Source organism: Maritalea sp. (genome assembly GCF_051251695.1).
Taxonomy (GTDB): domain Bacteria; phylum Pseudomonadota; class Alphaproteobacteria; order Rhizobiales; family Devosiaceae; genus Maritalea.
On the sequence record NZ_JBPOEU010000010.1, the window covers coordinates 130519 to 145998 of the forward strand.

Annotated in this window: 15 protein-coding genes; 2 read left to right on the forward strand and 13 right to left on the reverse strand. The window is 48.4% G+C overall.

Annotated features, from left to right (window positions below; all coding sequences use genetic code 11):
* Nucleotides 1-11 precede the first annotated feature (11 nt).
* The 7 genes from ACSHWX_RS07940 to ccmI form a co-directional block, all read right to left on the reverse strand.
* On the reverse strand, nt 12-1508 hold the full coding sequence (locus ACSHWX_RS07940) for a Do family serine endopeptidase (RefSeq protein WP_435667667.1): 1497 nt from the start codon (nt 1506-1508) through the stop codon (nt 12-14).
* Between the two features lie 131 nt (nt 1509-1639).
* A complete protein-coding gene (locus tag ACSHWX_RS07945; RefSeq protein ID WP_435667668.1) occupies nt 1640-2392 on the reverse strand; it encodes a sulfite exporter TauE/SafE family protein in 753 nt (250 codons plus the stop codon).
* Between the two features lie 45 nt (nt 2393-2437).
* Nucleotides 2438-3661, reverse strand: coding sequence for a bifunctional alpha/beta hydrolase/OsmC family protein (locus ACSHWX_RS07950; protein ID WP_435667669.1), 1224 nt, complete (start codon nt 3659-3661; stop codon nt 2438-2440).
* Nucleotides 3633-4121 (reverse strand): cytochrome c-type biogenesis protein, encoded by a 489-nt coding sequence (locus ACSHWX_RS07955; RefSeq protein WP_435667670.1) that lies wholly within the window; start codon nt 4119-4121, stop codon nt 3633-3635. The genes ACSHWX_RS07950 and ACSHWX_RS07955 overlap by 29 nt, the downstream gene beginning before the upstream one ends.
* Nucleotides 4118-6100, reverse strand: a complete 1983-nt coding sequence (locus ACSHWX_RS07960; protein WP_435667671.1) for a heme lyase CcmF/NrfE family subunit — start codon at nt 6098-6100, stop codon at nt 4118-4120. The genes ACSHWX_RS07955 and ACSHWX_RS07960 overlap by 4 nt, the downstream gene beginning before the upstream one ends.
* A 14-nt stretch (nt 6101-6114) precedes the next feature.
* Nucleotides 6115-6558 carry a cytochrome c maturation protein CcmE gene (gene ccmE / locus ACSHWX_RS07965; RefSeq protein ID WP_435667672.1) on the reverse strand — a complete coding sequence of 148 codons (444 nt, stop codon included), beginning with the start codon at nt 6556-6558 and terminating at the stop codon, nt 6115-6117.
* The gene (ccmI, locus tag ACSHWX_RS07970) at nt 6559-7695 is read right to left on the reverse strand and encodes a c-type cytochrome biogenesis protein CcmI (RefSeq protein ID WP_435667673.1); all 1137 of its coding nucleotides are present in this window, start codon (nt 7693-7695) and stop codon (nt 6559-6561) included.
* A gap of 167 nt (nt 7696-7862) precedes the next feature.
* Here ccmI and ACSHWX_RS07975 point away from each other — a divergent pair, with 167 nt between their 5' ends.
* Nucleotides 7863-8936, forward strand: coding sequence for a hypothetical protein (locus tag ACSHWX_RS07975; RefSeq protein ID WP_435667674.1), 1074 nt, complete (start codon nt 7863-7865; stop codon nt 8934-8936).
* Nucleotides 8923-10800 carry an FAD-dependent oxidoreductase gene (locus ACSHWX_RS07980; protein ID WP_435667675.1) on the forward strand — a complete coding sequence of 626 codons (1878 nt, stop codon included), beginning with the start codon at nt 8923-8925 and terminating at the stop codon, nt 10798-10800. Before ACSHWX_RS07975 ends, ACSHWX_RS07980 begins: the two co-directional genes overlap by 14 nt.
* Nucleotides 10801-10805: 5 nt before the next feature.
* Here the strand turns inward: ACSHWX_RS07980 and ACSHWX_RS07985 are convergent, their stop codons facing one another.
* From ACSHWX_RS07985 to ACSHWX_RS08010, 6 genes are all read right to left on the reverse strand, one after another.
* A complete protein-coding gene (locus ACSHWX_RS07985) occupies nt 10806-12113 on the reverse strand; it encodes a hypothetical protein (protein WP_435667676.1) in 1308 nt (435 codons plus the stop codon).
* Between the two features lie 82 nt (nt 12114-12195).
* The gene (locus ACSHWX_RS07990) at nt 12196-12654 is read right to left on the reverse strand and encodes a hypothetical protein (RefSeq protein ID WP_435667677.1); all 459 of its coding nucleotides are present in this window, start codon (nt 12652-12654) and stop codon (nt 12196-12198) included.
* A gap of 44 nt (nt 12655-12698) precedes the next feature.
* Complete coding sequence (locus ACSHWX_RS07995; RefSeq protein ID WP_435667678.1) at nt 12699-14009, reverse strand: ATP-binding protein; 1311 nt, start codon at nt 14007-14009, stop codon at nt 12699-12701.
* Between the two features lie 35 nt (nt 14010-14044).
* Nucleotides 14045-14704 (reverse strand): response regulator transcription factor, encoded by a 660-nt coding sequence (locus ACSHWX_RS08000; protein WP_435667679.1) that lies wholly within the window; start codon nt 14702-14704, stop codon nt 14045-14047.
* Nucleotides 14705-14728: 24 nt separating this feature from the next.
* The gene (locus tag ACSHWX_RS08005) at nt 14729-15058 is read right to left on the reverse strand and encodes a hypothetical protein (RefSeq protein WP_435667680.1); all 330 of its coding nucleotides are present in this window, start codon (nt 15056-15058) and stop codon (nt 14729-14731) included.
* Nucleotides 15059-15102: 44 nt separating this feature from the next.
* On the reverse strand, nt 15103-15480 hold a 378-nt coding region (locus tag ACSHWX_RS08010; protein ID WP_435667681.1), incomplete at its 5' end, for a hypothetical protein.

The following is a 15480-nucleotide window of genomic DNA, read 5'->3' on the forward strand; positions in this document are numbered from 1 at the left end:
TAGAATTGACGTTATTCGATTGGTAGTCCGATAAAGCGTGTGTTGCCATCGCGAACGACTTTCACCAACATTGTTGTGCGTTCCGCACTCACAACCTCATTGATGGCGTCTTCAAAATCGGCAACAGAATTTACCGGCATTGAATTGGCTTGAAGGATCACGTCGCCTGGGGCTAAGCCTTTATCCGCTGCGTTGCTTTCTTCCATAATGTCAACGACAACAAGACCGTCGCCTTCTTCATTTGGCACCAAAACCAAACCTGTGGCGGTTTCCTTTGGCTCCATTGGGTCGGCAGGCACCTCTTCTGGTGGTGGTGCCAACGCTTGTTCTTCGGTCAAAGTTGCGAGCTTCACGCTAATTTTTTTGCGTTGTGCGTCGCGCCAAATCGTCAATTCAACTTCTGTTTCAGGGCTGAATTGAGCGATGATCCGAGCCAAATCCCGGGCATCATCAATTTTCTCACCCTGTACGCGCAGGATGATGTCGCCAGATTGAATGCCAGCTTTTTGTGCCGGTGAGTCTGCACGCGGCTCGGTGACCAACGCGCCGGTCGCTTTAGCCAAGCCAACGCTTTCAGCAATATCGTCTGATACGTCTTGGATGGAAACACCCAAATAGCCACGTGTGACATTACCGTCATCGATCAGATCAAACACGACTTGTTTAACGACATTTGCTGGTATCGCAAAAGCGATTCCGACATTGCCACCGCTTGGTGAAAAGATGGCGGTGTTAACGCCAACAACTTTACCAGTTGTGTCAAATGCTGGTCCACCCGAGTTGCCCCGGTTTACGGCCGCATCAATTTGAATGAAATCGTCATAGGCGTTGGCGTTAATGTCGCGGCCTCGTGCTGAAACGATACCGGCTGTAACCGTGCCGCCCAAACCAAATGGATTGCCAATAGCAACGACCCAATCGCCGACGCGAGCTTCGGTTTCTGAAAATTCGACATATTCCATGTCCGTGGCCGCTTCGATCTTCAGCACCGCCAAATCTGTGCGTGGATCGGTACCGATAATTTTTGCGTCCATTTCCGAACCGTCATCCAAGACGACAACAACTTCGGCTGCGTCTTCAACAACGTGATTATTGGTCACAACAAAGCCGTCAGCTGAAATGATAAAGCCGGAACCGACTGATTGACCAAAGCGTGGACGTTGTTTGCGGTTGTTGTTTCGGCCATCGCGTTGCCCAAATTGGTCTTCAAAACGTTTAAAGAATTCTTCAAACGGATGACCTTCTGGCAAATCTGGCATTTCAAAATTTCGGTCGAAACGTGGACCACGAGTTTCGACAACTTCAGTTTTTACCCGGATTGAAACAACAGCAGGGCGCACGGCTTCAACCAAATCAGCAAAGCTAAATGGCGCAGCGTTTTGAACCGCAATTTGGGCATTTGCTGGCATCGAAGTCGTCGCGACACCAACAAGAGCTGATGTTGAAATGAGTGCTGCTGCGGTGATCGCGGCAAGGCGTTTGCTTCTAGTCAATTTCATGAGCTGCATAAAGTTCTCTCCTGACAAATGCAATTCCAATCGAATTGAAATCAATATGGGTCATCGACCCTTTCTGCATCATGTCAGCAGCATTACAATTTTGTAATGTTCGGGGCTAAACTGTGTCCTTAATTGGACATTTAGATGGAGCGGTAGATCAAGATAATCGCAATAAACGTCATTGCGATTTTGAAGGCTTGTCTGAACATTTTTTCGGGCAGTCGATCCAACAACATACCGCCAACAGCTGTTCCCGCAAAACCTGCACCAACCATAGCGACAAGCAAAAACGCGTAATCGTAAAACGCAAAGCCAAGGAAAATAAACACGAGAATTTTGGAGATGTTTTGGAAAGTCATCAGGATTGCGTGGGTCGCAACATAGGGCTTGCGCTCGTCGATGAACTTTAAAAGACCAGCAACGATGGGTCCACTAACGCCAATTATCATAGAGATAAACGCCGCGAAGCCACCAAACGCGAACAAAGCGATAGGCTGACGATTTTTGGAGGAGGGTTTTGGTCCCCAGACCGAATAAAGCAGGAAGCCTGCAATCAGTAGGGTGAACAAGCGGTCGGGCATCCAAACGGCGACTTGGCCACCCAAGATTGCTCCGGGGATACCGCCGATGGCGAACCAAATCGCGTATTGCCATTGGATATCTTTACGACGCAAGAATGCGCGACCAGCGTTAGAGCCCAATTGAGCAACACCGTGGACGGGAACCGCAATGGCCGCGGGTAAAAAGAAAGTGAGAATGGCGATCAATGTTATGCCGCCACCTAAGCTTAGCGCCGCCGTTATTCCGGAGGTGAAAAAGCTCGAAATGACCAATATGAGGGCGACCCAACCGTCAAGACCAGACGGTATGAGGAAACTGAGGAAATCCAACATGGGCGTTTCTTATATCGCCCCTCAGATTCGCGCAAATCTGATGGATTATTGATCGACAGCTTTTGTGGTGACGACAGAGCTTTGCTCCAAGGTTTTATGAACCGGGCATTTATCAGCGATTTCCAGCAAACGGGCGCGCTGATCGTCGTCCAAATCGCCTTCGATTAAAATCCGGCGATGGAAGATGTCTACACGGCCTTCACGCCCCTCACCACATTCTTCACAATCTTTGGCGTGTTTCTTTGCGTGGTCCACCCAGGTCTCGATGTGATTGACCGGCCATTTTTTGCGATCCGCATACATGCGCAAAGTTATCGTTGTGCAGCTGCCCAGCGCAGCGCACAGCAAATCGTAAGGCGTTGCACCTCGGTCTGTGCCACCAACTGAAACAGGCTCATCCACACTGATATGGTGACCGGAGGCGTTGATGTTGAGGTGATATTTCCCCTCACCGCTTTCTGCAGCGATCGTGTGCCCCTCATCATCAATTGATGGTGCTTTTGACGGAATAAACCGTTCCGCCCAAGCCGCAATTACTTCGGCGGCATAGGACGCATCTTCGATTTTGGTGAGCAAATGATCTGCATTGTCCAGCGAAACAAAGCTTTTGGGGTGTTTTGCAGCTTTAAAAATGCCTTCAGCATTTTCAATGCCGACGGTTTGATCAACGGGGCTGTGCAAGATCAGTTTTGCGCCCTTAAACTTGGCGATCTGGTCACCAAGGGATTGGTTGCGCACATCATCAACAAATTGCTTTTTGATTTTGAAAGGTCTGCCGCCAAGATCAACTTCACCCTCGCCGTTCTTTTCAATATCTCCAAGAGAGCATTGGAACATGTGAAGGATATGATCAACGTCGGCAGGAGCTCCGATGGTGGCTACGGCTTTTGCGGAAGGAATTTGTGCGGCGGCGGCTAAAACAGCGGCACCACCAAGGGAGTGCCCAACCAGAAGAGTTGGTGCATCATAATGCTCATCAAGCCATTTGGCTGCGGCAACCAGGTCTTGTGCATTTGTGGAGAAATTGGTGTCAGAAAAGTCACCGCCAGAACGGCCGAGACCTGTGAAATCAAACCGTAAGACGGCAAAACCGTGTTCGGTTAGGGCGTTGGCAACTCGACGACTGGCGACAAAGTCTTTAGAGCAAGAAAAGCAATGCGCAAAAATTGCAAAACCGCGTGTTTCGCCGTTTGGCCAATCAATTGAGGCGGCGAGTTGTTCACCCAATGCGCCGCTAAACTCAACCTTTGGTTCTCTGCCCTTTTTCATGTTCGTCGTCTCCTTCGCCCAAGAGCCGCGCCAATTTCGCCTCTTCTTGAGGAGATAAAGCAGTAGGCTTGGTTTTTTTACTTCTTAGAACAGAAAACAACGCTAACGCGCCAATCACAAATAAGATAGGAGCTGTGAGCCAGAGCACCAGATTGTGGCCCGCAAATGTAGGTTTGAGCAACACGAACTCGCCATATCGCGACACGACGAAATCAACCACTTGCGTATCGCTGTCGCCAGCGACCAAACGCTCACGAACAACGATGCGCAAGTCCTTCGCCAAATCCGCATCGCTATCGTCAATCGACTGGTTTTGACACACGAGACATCGCAGCCCTGACGAAATCGAACGGGCACGTTGTTCGAGCACTGGATCAGACAAAACTTCGCTCGGATCCACCGCGTATGCTGGCGAAAAACAGCAAAGAAACAACATGAAGATGATCAGAATTCGATTCATGAAGTTTGCCCAACTGCTTGGTTTTTAGAACGTTTTGGCGCAGCAACGCGCATCCGTCTGTCAGAAAGGGAGTAAGCCCCAGCCAGCGCCATGATGAGTGCACCAAGCCAGATCAAAGTGATCATCGGTTTGTACCAAACGCGCACGACACGTTGTCCATCTTCAGTTTTGTCGCCCAACGAAACGTAGACTTGCGAGAAGCCGAAAGTTTCAATACCAGCTTCTGTCGTTGGCATTCGGCGGGCTGCATAGTAGCGTTTTTCAGACGACAATGTTCGTGCAGAATTGCTCGATTTCGATACAGAGAATAAAGCACGTTCAGCCGTAAAATTCGGGCCCTTTATTTGCTGTTCGCCATCGAATTGAATGACATATCCGGATAGTTGAGTTTGATCGCCCGGACGCATGGTGGTGATCAATTCAGTTTCGAAACCACTTACCATCACCACGCCCAATACGCTTACACCAAGACCAAAATGTGCCCCGGCTGTAGACCAAACAGATTTCGGCAAACCAGCAAGTCGCTTCATGCTTGTCGAAAATTCAGTTCTGAACAGTTTTGAGCGTTCTGCCAAGTCCGCTAGCGCGCCGACCATCACCCAAAAAGCGAGCAAAAATCCAAGCGGCAACAGATTTGCGCCCTGCCAAACATAGGCTGAGAACAAAACGGTCGCTATGAGAGCGACAATGACAGCACCAAACAGGCGCTTAGTGACGACAAACAGGTCTGCGCGCTTCCACGAAAGGAATGGGCCGAACGGCATAACCACCAATAACGGCACCATCAACGCGCCAAAGGTGAGATTAAAAAATGGTGCCCCAACGGAAATTTTAATGCCAGTAAAAGCATCTAGTACAAGTGGATAGAGTGTTCCAACAAGTACCGCAGCGGTGGCTGTCGCTAGGAACAAGTTGTTGACCACCAACGCCGCTTCTCGGCTAACCGGCGCGAATAGACCACCAGATCTAAGGCTCGGGCCGCGAATGGCGAACAGAATAAACGCACCGCAGATGAAAAAGGCGAGTATGCCCAAAATGACGAGGCCGCGAGACGGATCTGACGCGAACGAATGCACAGACGTCAAAATGCCTGAACGCACCATAAAGGTGCCTAAAAGGGAAAGTGAGAACGTCAAAATGGCCAGCAAAACAGTCCAAATTTTCAGGGCGTTCCGCTTTTCCATCACAAGAGCAGAGTGCAAAAGCGCTGTGCCTGCCAACCACGGCATAAAGGATGCGTTTTCAACAGGATCCCAGAACCACCAGCCGCCCCAACCAAGCTCATAATAGGCCCAGTAAGAGCCCATCGCGATGCCAAGGGTTAGGAATATCCAACTCGCCATGGTCCACGGACGGACCCAGCGCGCCCATGCAGAATCAATTTTACCTGAGATGAGTGCTGCCATAGCGAATGAGAAACAGACGGAAAATCCAACATAGCCGATGTAAAGAAGCGGTGGATGAATGGCTAGGCCAATATCTTGCAAGATTGGATTGAGGTCCCTGCCCTCAAGCGGCGTGTTGGCGATCCGCGCAAACGGGTTGGACGTGAATACTGTAAAACCGATAAACGCTGCACTGAGCAAGCCTTGGTTGGCGAGAGCCAAAACAAATAATTTGCGGGGTAGTCCCGTGCCAAACAACGCAACGGCAGCACCAAACATCGTCAGGATGAAAATCCAGAGGAGCATCGAACCCTCGTGGTTTCCCCATGTGCTGGTGAGTTTATAGAGTAAGGGTTGCTGCGAATGAGAGTGTTCATAAGCCAGCATCAGCGAAAAATCAGATGTCGCAAAGGCCGCCATAAGCGCGGCGAACGAAGCCGCGACCAGAACGAATTGGGCAATCGAGGCATTGCGGATGAACGCGGAGCCCGAGGCGGTACTATTTTTCCAAATCAATGCGCCAACACCAACCTGACCAATTGCAATTGCAAAAGCCAAAATGAGCGCAAAATGTCCAAGTTCAATTGTGTACATTGATTTGTCCTAATCTATGCTTCGTCGGTATGGCCCGAACACAGACCCTTTTCTTCAAACTTATCCGCCATATCTTTTGGCACATAATTCTCATCATGCTTGGCTAAAACATTTGTCGCGACGAACCTGCCGTCAGCGTCCAATGCGCCTTCCAAAATGACTTCCTGCCCTTCACGGAACAGGTCCGGCATAATACCCTCAAAATGGGCGGCAACATCTGCCTTGCAATCGGTAACTTCAAAGTCATGAACGGTTTCGGTTTGTTTCCAACTTGCAGACTTCACGATACCGCCAAGGCGAAACGCTTGCCCCGCCGCAATTTGGCGCTCTTCTACTTCGCTTGGCACCACAAAGAACGCGGCTGTGCTGGACATGGCTATTGCGATAAACACAACCGCTGCCATCACAACTGAGCCAAGTCCTGCTATTATTGCCAACCGTTTTTGTTTGCGTGTCATTTATTTTTCCACATTTTCGATTTGGGTTATTTCGGTTCTGGCTAAAAGCTCAAACTGTTCAAGCGCTGGCGCGTCAGCAGCCAAGTTCGTCCTTGCCGCGCCCAATGCCATTTTTGCGGCGTCCAAATCCCCCTGCACAACACGAGCACGAAGCAGTCGTTGCCATTCCTGCGGTGAACCGCCCTCGTTAAGCAGTCTTTCTGACAAGCCAGCGACCATATTGTTGATCATTTCGCCCCGGTCTGCATCTGACATTTCAGCCGCAGCTTTCACATCTTCGTCAGACGGGCCATTTTGAGCATCTGGAACAATACCTGCCCCCTCTTGGGCTACGCGAAGTCCTGCACGGGCAGTTGCCAACCATGGCTCATTGCCAACGGCAACACCAAGGATTTTTTCCCATAGACCAATGGCTAAATCGTGGTCGCCGGACCTCGTCGCTTCGCCGGCTACATAAAACTGTGAACGCAAATGATCTGGATCGATCGACATTGCCCTATTGAGCAACTCCATCGGTTCTCCCGCCGCATCTCCTTGCTGAGACAACATAACGGCTTCTGCCAAATTTGTTAGATTGTCGGCACTTTCGCCTTCCAAGCGCACAATATTGCGAAATGCTATTGCAGCGTTTTCATATGATTGCTGCCGCATATAAATCGGCGCAATTACCTTCCAGCCCTGCAAATCGTCGGGAACATCAAACAGTCTTTGTTCAATCTTGAGCACAGCGTCTTTGATATCTATATCGGCGCCCTGCGCAATTCGCTGTGATAACGGCGCGTTTGAAAGCCCAGGATTTCCAACCCCAACATAAGTAACCGCTGTGATCCCCAAAATTGCAAGAATACTTACTCCGACGAGCAAATTTGTGGGACCATACGGGTTCAATACGGATTTAGCGGCTTCAGTTTGACGCAAAAATTCGCGGTCGAGTTCAAGCTTTGCTGCCTCGAATTCGCGTTGTTCGAACTTTGACGCGGCCAAATCCTGTTCTAACTCGGCCAATTGTTGAGCGTAAAATACCCGTGCAGTTGATTGCTCGTCGTCGCTTTCGCCTTGGTCGCGCGCGCGTAGCGCGTTTGCGAGCACCAAAACTGTAGCCGCGAGAATAGCGCCGATGCCGATCCAAAATACCATGTTTACAACAGATCCCTATCTGAACGTTTAGATACTTATATTCAGTTGTGCGCAATTTTGCAGCAGATAATCAAATTCTGCGAGAAAACCTTCAGGACTGATTGACGCATGGGTTCAGAAATGGTGCAACTAGGCGACAAAAAAGGGCGGGGCTAGCGCAAACAACCATGAGTGTTGAGGAAATTGATTTTGCCATTTATGGCAGCGATATCGATGCTGCATTTCTAGCAGCAGAGCTTGTGCGAGAACATGGCGCCAAGGTGCTGTTGATCCGAGATCAAGTTAACGACTATTCCATACACCACTTGCAAACCTACTCTGTTGGCGCATTTTGCGAGCCAGACACCTTACGCATCATTGGTCATGGGTTGGAGCGCTGGCACAGTAAATTTTCCGGAAGAACTGGCCGTGATTGTTTTGAGCGCACAGGGCTAGCACTTCGCGTCGGAAATCAGCACAACAAAGATCTGCTGCATTATGTTGAAGGCGCGATGATCGCGATCGATCAGCAGTTTGAGCGAAAAGCCGACACTGACGGAATTGAACATTTGAAGTTTCGAGGCGTTGTGGCCCCCTCGCGTAAAAAAGCACTTGAGTTTATTTACAACAAATATGTGGGTAGCGGCCTCGCCGTGTTTGATCGAACCAATTTTGAAAGTGCAACCCGCCAAAAGAGCGGCCCACTCGTCTTGCGTTCATCCAAAATGCGATATGATGTGGGTCACAGCATTTTTTTGGACGTGGACTTAGTGCAATCACAAAGCACCGCCAACAAAAACAACGTGTTAAGGACGTTTTTTGGTTCCAAAATTGTCGTGAAATCACACGATACACGCCCAGTTCATACCATCAACCTTGATTCCGAATTCGAAACAAGACCACATGGGCATGGTCAGTTGTTGGTAAAAAGCCACGGTTCGTTTAACGATCTCGCGCACCAAGCGGAGCGCACAATCCATGGCTTCTTGGATAAGTCGCTGATTGCGCAAGGCACCTATCAAGATGTTGCGACCAAAGATGGTTCCCCAATGTTCGCTAAACTGAACACTCATCAGTCCGTCTTTGCTGGTGGGAAAAATGCAAGTGCCTTCCTGATGCCTAGCGTGGCGGACATTCTCGTGGGCAGCCAGAACGCCGCCTCCAAAGATTATTGGCAACACCGTGCGAGCAAAAACCGTCAGTGCGCCGACATATTGCAAGCGCCAAAAACTGGTGGGGAGTTTCAAAATGCAGGACTTTAGGTTCCCAGCCGACGAACGTAGCCCTTTCAAAGGCGCATTAATTGACCGCAATCAGATTATTCAATTTCGTCTGAACAAACGCCTATTTCATGGGTTTTCAGGCGACACCGTATTCACAGCACTGCTCGCAAATGGCGTAAACATTTTGCGTGGCCGTGGTGGAAAGAGTATTCCGCTCAATCAACAAACTGCTGGGCAAATTAAACTATTGTCGCACGATGGTGAAAAACTGGCACTTAGCGCTGCAGAATTACCCATCACCGATGGAATGAAAATCAAGACGCCCAACGGCAGTAACTCTGGAGTTTTCGGCAAACTTTTTAAAGGATCAGGCGCAAGAAACACACTTCAATACTCCCTTGCTGAGGCTGAGGGAGCCGAAGAGCGCTCGTTATCCGTCAAGTGGGGCGAAGACCAGGATATTGTCGTAGTCGGTGGGGGAATTGCCGGTCTTCAAGCCGCAATAGTAGCAGGAAGAGCAGGTCGAAGGGTTCTCCTCTTGGAAAAGTCTAGTCGCCTTGGTGGTATGTGCGACTATTATGGACGTGCCGAAGATGAAGAAGCACCAAAAGACTTAGTCAACAGACTTTGCGCCGAACTGTCGGACATGAGCAATGTCACAGTGAACCTATGCGTGGAAGTCACTGATGTACGTCGCAACACATTGTTGGTATCGGACAAAAATGTGGGTGGGTCTGAGATCAACAGCAAAAGCGATTTTTGCAAATTTCGATTTGAGAAACTCATCATTGCAGTGGGTGCCAATTACGGTACAGAAAACGCGGCAACACGTCATATTATTGGTGTTAACAGTGCGGCCGAAACCTTCAGGCTGGCTGCAGATTATGGAATTAGGCCAGCGAATGGTCTTGCACTGATCACTGGTGGAAATTCTGCTTATCGACTTGCCATGCTACTCAAAGAAAATGGCGTTGAGATTGACCAATTGCTGGACAAACGGATCAACCCCACGTCACGACACATTGATTTTGCGAAAGCAGTTGGCGTGCTCATGCAGTTTGGGCAAGTGCCGAAATCCATTTCGGCGGGCAAGCAAGGCGTTGAAGTCGAGTTGCAGGAAGTTGCGGACACCAAAGGCAAACTCAAGCTCAGAAAATTTGCTTCCTTACTTCTATCTGACGCTCCGCGACCGAACTATTTTCTTTGGGTCCGTTCCGGGGGAATGTCGGCATATGATAAAAATCAAAAACACATAATTCCGTTCGGACGCGTACAAAATGTAGAAATTGTTGGTTCAGCAAAAGGACTAACGACCCAACACGAATGTCTCAACGAGACACAGCTATCAGTGGCGCAGCAACTTGAATTGAAACAAATTCCGTCCAAAAAATACACCGGGATAAATCAATATGAAACCATGCCGCAATCGTTTGCTGGGGATTTACGTGAAAGCCCTGTCAGTTCAATAAGAAGCAAGTCAGGCATTCCTGACTTCGTTGGCGATGCACACACCGAGGCATTGAGCGAGTTTCAATTTCAAAACATGGTCACTAGCAGGTCCGTTCGTCAAACAATCAACATTGAACAGCAGGAGAACGACACCACTTCCTTTGAAGATTCTAATGCCTCAAACGAAAGTGATTTTCTTGGAGGAAGATTGGGCAGTCGCTTTGCTTCACCAAAAAGCTCAAACTTACTTTGGAATGACAATATTGTACTTCAAGCGGGGCAGATGATTTTCGATGGGGATGGCGTAGACAAGACACCCGAACTCGTCGGAATAGTAATACGCAATGGCGATTTACTTTCAGCGATTGTGGAGGATTCGATGACGGAAGCCGGTCAAAAAGTTTTCATTCAAACCAGAAGTGGACTGCATAGCGCTAGCTTGAGCAACGCTTAGAACCATCAGCTGTTCGATTTTTGCACCTGAGATCGACGTTCGATATTGGACTTGTGCTTGGCCAACGTTGTTGCATAATCAAGGCCAAATCTAATCGCGCAGAATTTGATCAAAACCTCGACCCTCGTTCGTGTAACTTTATCATTAGCCCCTACACGTTTGTAGTGCTCGAACACCCGGTCTATAAGGTTTTCCAAAGCATACCCGACATCTTTCCAGTTCTTTTCAACCATAGCGTTTACTGCCAATGACTCGCGGGCGGAACGTGTTGCTGACAATATGTAAAGCCCATTGTAAGCCTGCAATACATCGGCAGGGTTTATAGCAGCTGATGTTTCGCCTTTTGTTGGCCTAAGTACATTTTTCATGTTTGCGAGGACATCACTGAAGCGACTATGCAAAGCTACAGCACCGCGTTTTGTGAACCCCTCCAACAAAAGGTTCCATTTCGCTGATTTTGGTAAATCAAGATGGAGGTGAAGTCCGCGAGCAATGTGATGGAACCGATCGATTGCCTTGCACATCAAATCAACGTCTTTGAACAATCCGGCTTGCTGCTCGATAATTTCGATCTGCTTTTGTGCCTCAAGCACCAGCGCGTCCAAGAACTCACTGTACCCGGTTTTTTTGAAAGCTTCTTCAGTGTTTGCGAAACACAGTTTGGCGATTGTTGCGGCCAGAATATCAGGCCGAGCTACGCCGGCGACAAACGATAAACACCATAGTTTTTTTATATCAGTTGATGGAAAATCGATTTGTTCCAAAGCGTATTTTAGCGCTTCAGGGTCATCAAATGAACTTAACTCTCGCCCGAACGTTGCCCCACTCTGGATGTAGCCTACATAGTTAAATGCCAGCAAAATTGTCGGCACCACCTCGTACACCTCGGCCCCGCCCATCTGAATAGACAGGCGCCTTTGTAATTCGTCGTCTGAATTGCATTTGACGTATAGCGGCTCAACTAAATTGATGATTTCACTAAGGTGCTTTTCAAGCTCATAATCAGTCGGGATTGCGCCGCTTCCGAGTGCTTGATTTAGGTTGGCCACGACATCGGGATCTAGATCCCGCTGTGCCCATTCCCAGAGATGTTCAATTGCATCTTTGCTGATTGCAGCCTGCTTAATTACTGGCGCCGCACTGGTTACAACCGTGTTCAAGGCCGTGAGAATGCGTTCTATTGCAAGGTCTTTTTGAACAAGCGCGATCTCTTCACTGTCGATTTCAATCTCGACATCACTGACGGCAGGGCTTTCCGACGCTTTTCGATTACTGCTTAGTGCAGCCAACTGTTCAATAGGAGAGCGTTGCATATCTTTATTCTGCTCGTTCAGTTTCTCAACTCGGTAAGACTATCAAGTATAAGTAAACAAACGATTTTTAAATTCTACGGGCTTATCCGGTAACAACACTCCATTGGCCGTCTTCTTCGCGGCAAGATGTTCCGGTGTTGGACAGGCGTTGCCCACTTAAAACAACTGTGTGTGTAAATTCACGACAATCGAGCTTGTTGACTTTAACATATGGACCAACGCTGACTTCGCCACGAGCAGAACTGTCGGCTGACCATTCACGAAATGCGCCAACTCGTCCATATTGTAGCGCAAAAAACTGCGCACTTGCGGCCTCAGTTTTTTCCTTTTTCGTCAGTTTGGAAACAGCATCTGTTGGTAAAAATGAGAGTATTTCATTTTCAGCAAAGTCTTGTGTCGGCTGCGTAACAATTGCCTGCTGGGAGCTTGTTGTCGAAAAATCTTGTGACGTTGTACGCGTACTGGACTGCTCCAGCCTTGCACATGCGGCCAAAAGTGCAATCAATACCGCCAACGAAACCGCTTTTACAATACTAGACATTTACTGTTCTCCCGAACGCAACAATCACCGCCAATACGGCAAAATTATGATTTTTGTTTATCAACCGCTGGCAAATGCAACGTAACACAAAGACCGCCCAACTTCGAACGGCAAAGCGCTATCTCGCCTCCATAGACTGAAACGAGTTCACTTACAATTCCTAGTCCCAAGCCAGAACCGGGAACTTGTTGATCAAGCCTTCTCCCGCGTTCCAAAATGGTTTCAAGTTTGTCGTCAGGCAAACCATCGCCGTCGTCTTCGACGAGAACTTCTATCATGTCAAACGGAAGGTTTCGCAGGGTGACCCGAACATTCGAACTTGCCCATTTCGTCGCATTATCTACCAGGTTTCCCAACATCTCGTCGAAGTCATCGGGATCTCCGCGAAAATGGTCAATTTTTGCATCACCTTGAATAAGCTCAATATGGTTTTCCGGTTTTAGCTTTTTCATAACCGACAAGATTTTCTCAGCCGCTGGCATCGTATCCGTGTTCTGCCCACGAACAGCGGTGCGTGCCGCCAATTGAGCCCTATCCAAATAACGGCTCACCGTTGCTTGCATCTTGTCCAGTTGTTGCCCGACAAATTCCGATCCTGACTTTCCAAGTTCGTTGCGCATCACCGCCATCGGTGTTTTGAGGCCGTGTGCGAGATCACCTACCTGGTTTTTAGCCCGCTCCATGATTTTGTCATTAACGTCCAGCAGTGCATTGATTTCAGTCTTAACTGGCTCCACTTCCTTAGGAAACTCTTCCTGAAGCCTGACCGATCGTCCATTTCGAATGTCCTCAACTGCTGAACTAAGTCTAAACAAAGGCCCTAAACTCAGGCGCGCAACAAATGCGCACATCGTTGCTAACAACAATCCCACGGCCACTAAAACCAGCAGAGCTTGTTGCTGAAATGCATTCACCTCGGTGGCAATTTCATCCCAATCGGCGGTGACGGAGATTACAAAGCTCATCTCCTCCGAAATTGATATTTGCCGTTCAAAAATTCTCAGCCAATTTCCGGCATCATCAAACGCATTGGCACGCCGCGCATTGTTTTCATCAAATGGAATACTCAGTGCAGGAATTAGAACGCCGAAAGCTGAGGTTGAGACATTTACGACTTGGCCTTGTCCGTCCAAGATTTGCCAGTACCATCCAGAATTCGCCTGCGTGTAACGCGAGTCAATTGATGGAAGGGTCTGAAGACTGGCTTCATTCTCAGCAAGCAGACGCGCAATTAGCGCATCGGCCTGTCTATCAGTAATCGCATCAATATTCCGGGTAAGTGACTGAGAATACAGCTGGGAAAGCAACACCCCCGTAATGGCCAAACCAATAGAGAGGCCTACTGCCGTTAACAAGAACACTCGCCAGACAATTGAAAACCGATTCAATATCAAGAACTTGCAACTTTATAGCCCAAACCACGGACTGTTTGGATGAAATCTTGAGGGAGCTTTTTCCTTAAACGTCCAACAAAGACTTCGATTGTGTTGGAGTCCCGGTCAAAATCTTGATCATATAGATGTTCTGTAAGTTCGGTCCGAGAGATCACTTTGTCTTGGTGATGCATCAAGTAGGATAAAAGCCTGAGCTCATGCGACGTGAGCTTTAGCGCCATGCCGTCAACGGTCACTTTGCTCCCAGCGGTGTCCAGTCGGACGGTGCCGATTTCAATTTCGTTTGAGGCAATTCCCGCAGAGCGCCTGACCAGTGCTCGAATTCGGGCAAGCACTTCTTCCATATGGAATGGCTTAGCCACATAGTCATCGGCACCAGCATCAATGCCCTGAACTTTATCGGTCCAACGATCACGCGCAGTGAGCATAAGCACCGGCATGGTTTTACCGTTACGGCGCCATTCTTCAACAACGGATATGCCATCTTTAATTGGCAGCCCGATATCAAGGATCACCGCGTCATAGGGTTCCGTGTCGCCAAGAAAATGGCCTTCTTCGCCATCAAATGCATTATCAATGACATAACCAGCATCAATAAGTGCAGATGAGATTTGACGATTGAGGTCCACGTCATCTTCAACGACCAAAATCCGCATAACTTCTCCCCCAATAGAATGGTTTTAGGTGTTTCCACCAAATTGTTGGCCGTTATTTGCGTTCACAGCAACGCCGAGCGCTTTGCCCTTCGCATCTACAACTTTAAAGAAATACACAAACTGACCATCTACCTCACACAGGCGTTGACCAAAAAGCTTGGCACCCTTTTTCAATCCCATTATCCGCGTTATTTTATTAAACGACAAGATTTGTTTGGATTTAACAAGTTTATTTATCTCCCCGTGGGGCAGACAATTCTTTTGTTGTGCAAAGGCTCCCGTTGGCGCAGTAAAAACCGCGCCAAGAGCGAAGACCATTGCAACTAACCATTTGCGTCTAGCTATATTCATCATGCCGGAAGGATTACCAAACTCTTCCTGAATGATAGATGAATAACCTATGCATTTGCAATTTCAGACTTCATCCCTCTCCTTAGGAATAGCACGGCCAGCGCCTCCATAATCAACTGAAGCGCATTTTGAGCGTCAATAGCGGGCACATTGATGCCTAGCAGTTCCAAAATGCCAGAAATCAGCATGAAAATGGCAACCAAATATGTCTTATAGCCCGATAGAATGTTCAATTTTGATGATCCTTTTTGTGAGTTGATGTTTCGTTTGAGCAATTTTGCAGCTTGCTGTTTGACGTGATTGATACGGTTGCGCCAACCTGTTCCAAAAACCGAGTAGGTTTTCAGCTTTCTCAAAAAGCTGTGCCGATTTTCGATGTATTGGGAAAGAAGAGCCTTCAAACTTGACTGCTCACAGTATTTTTC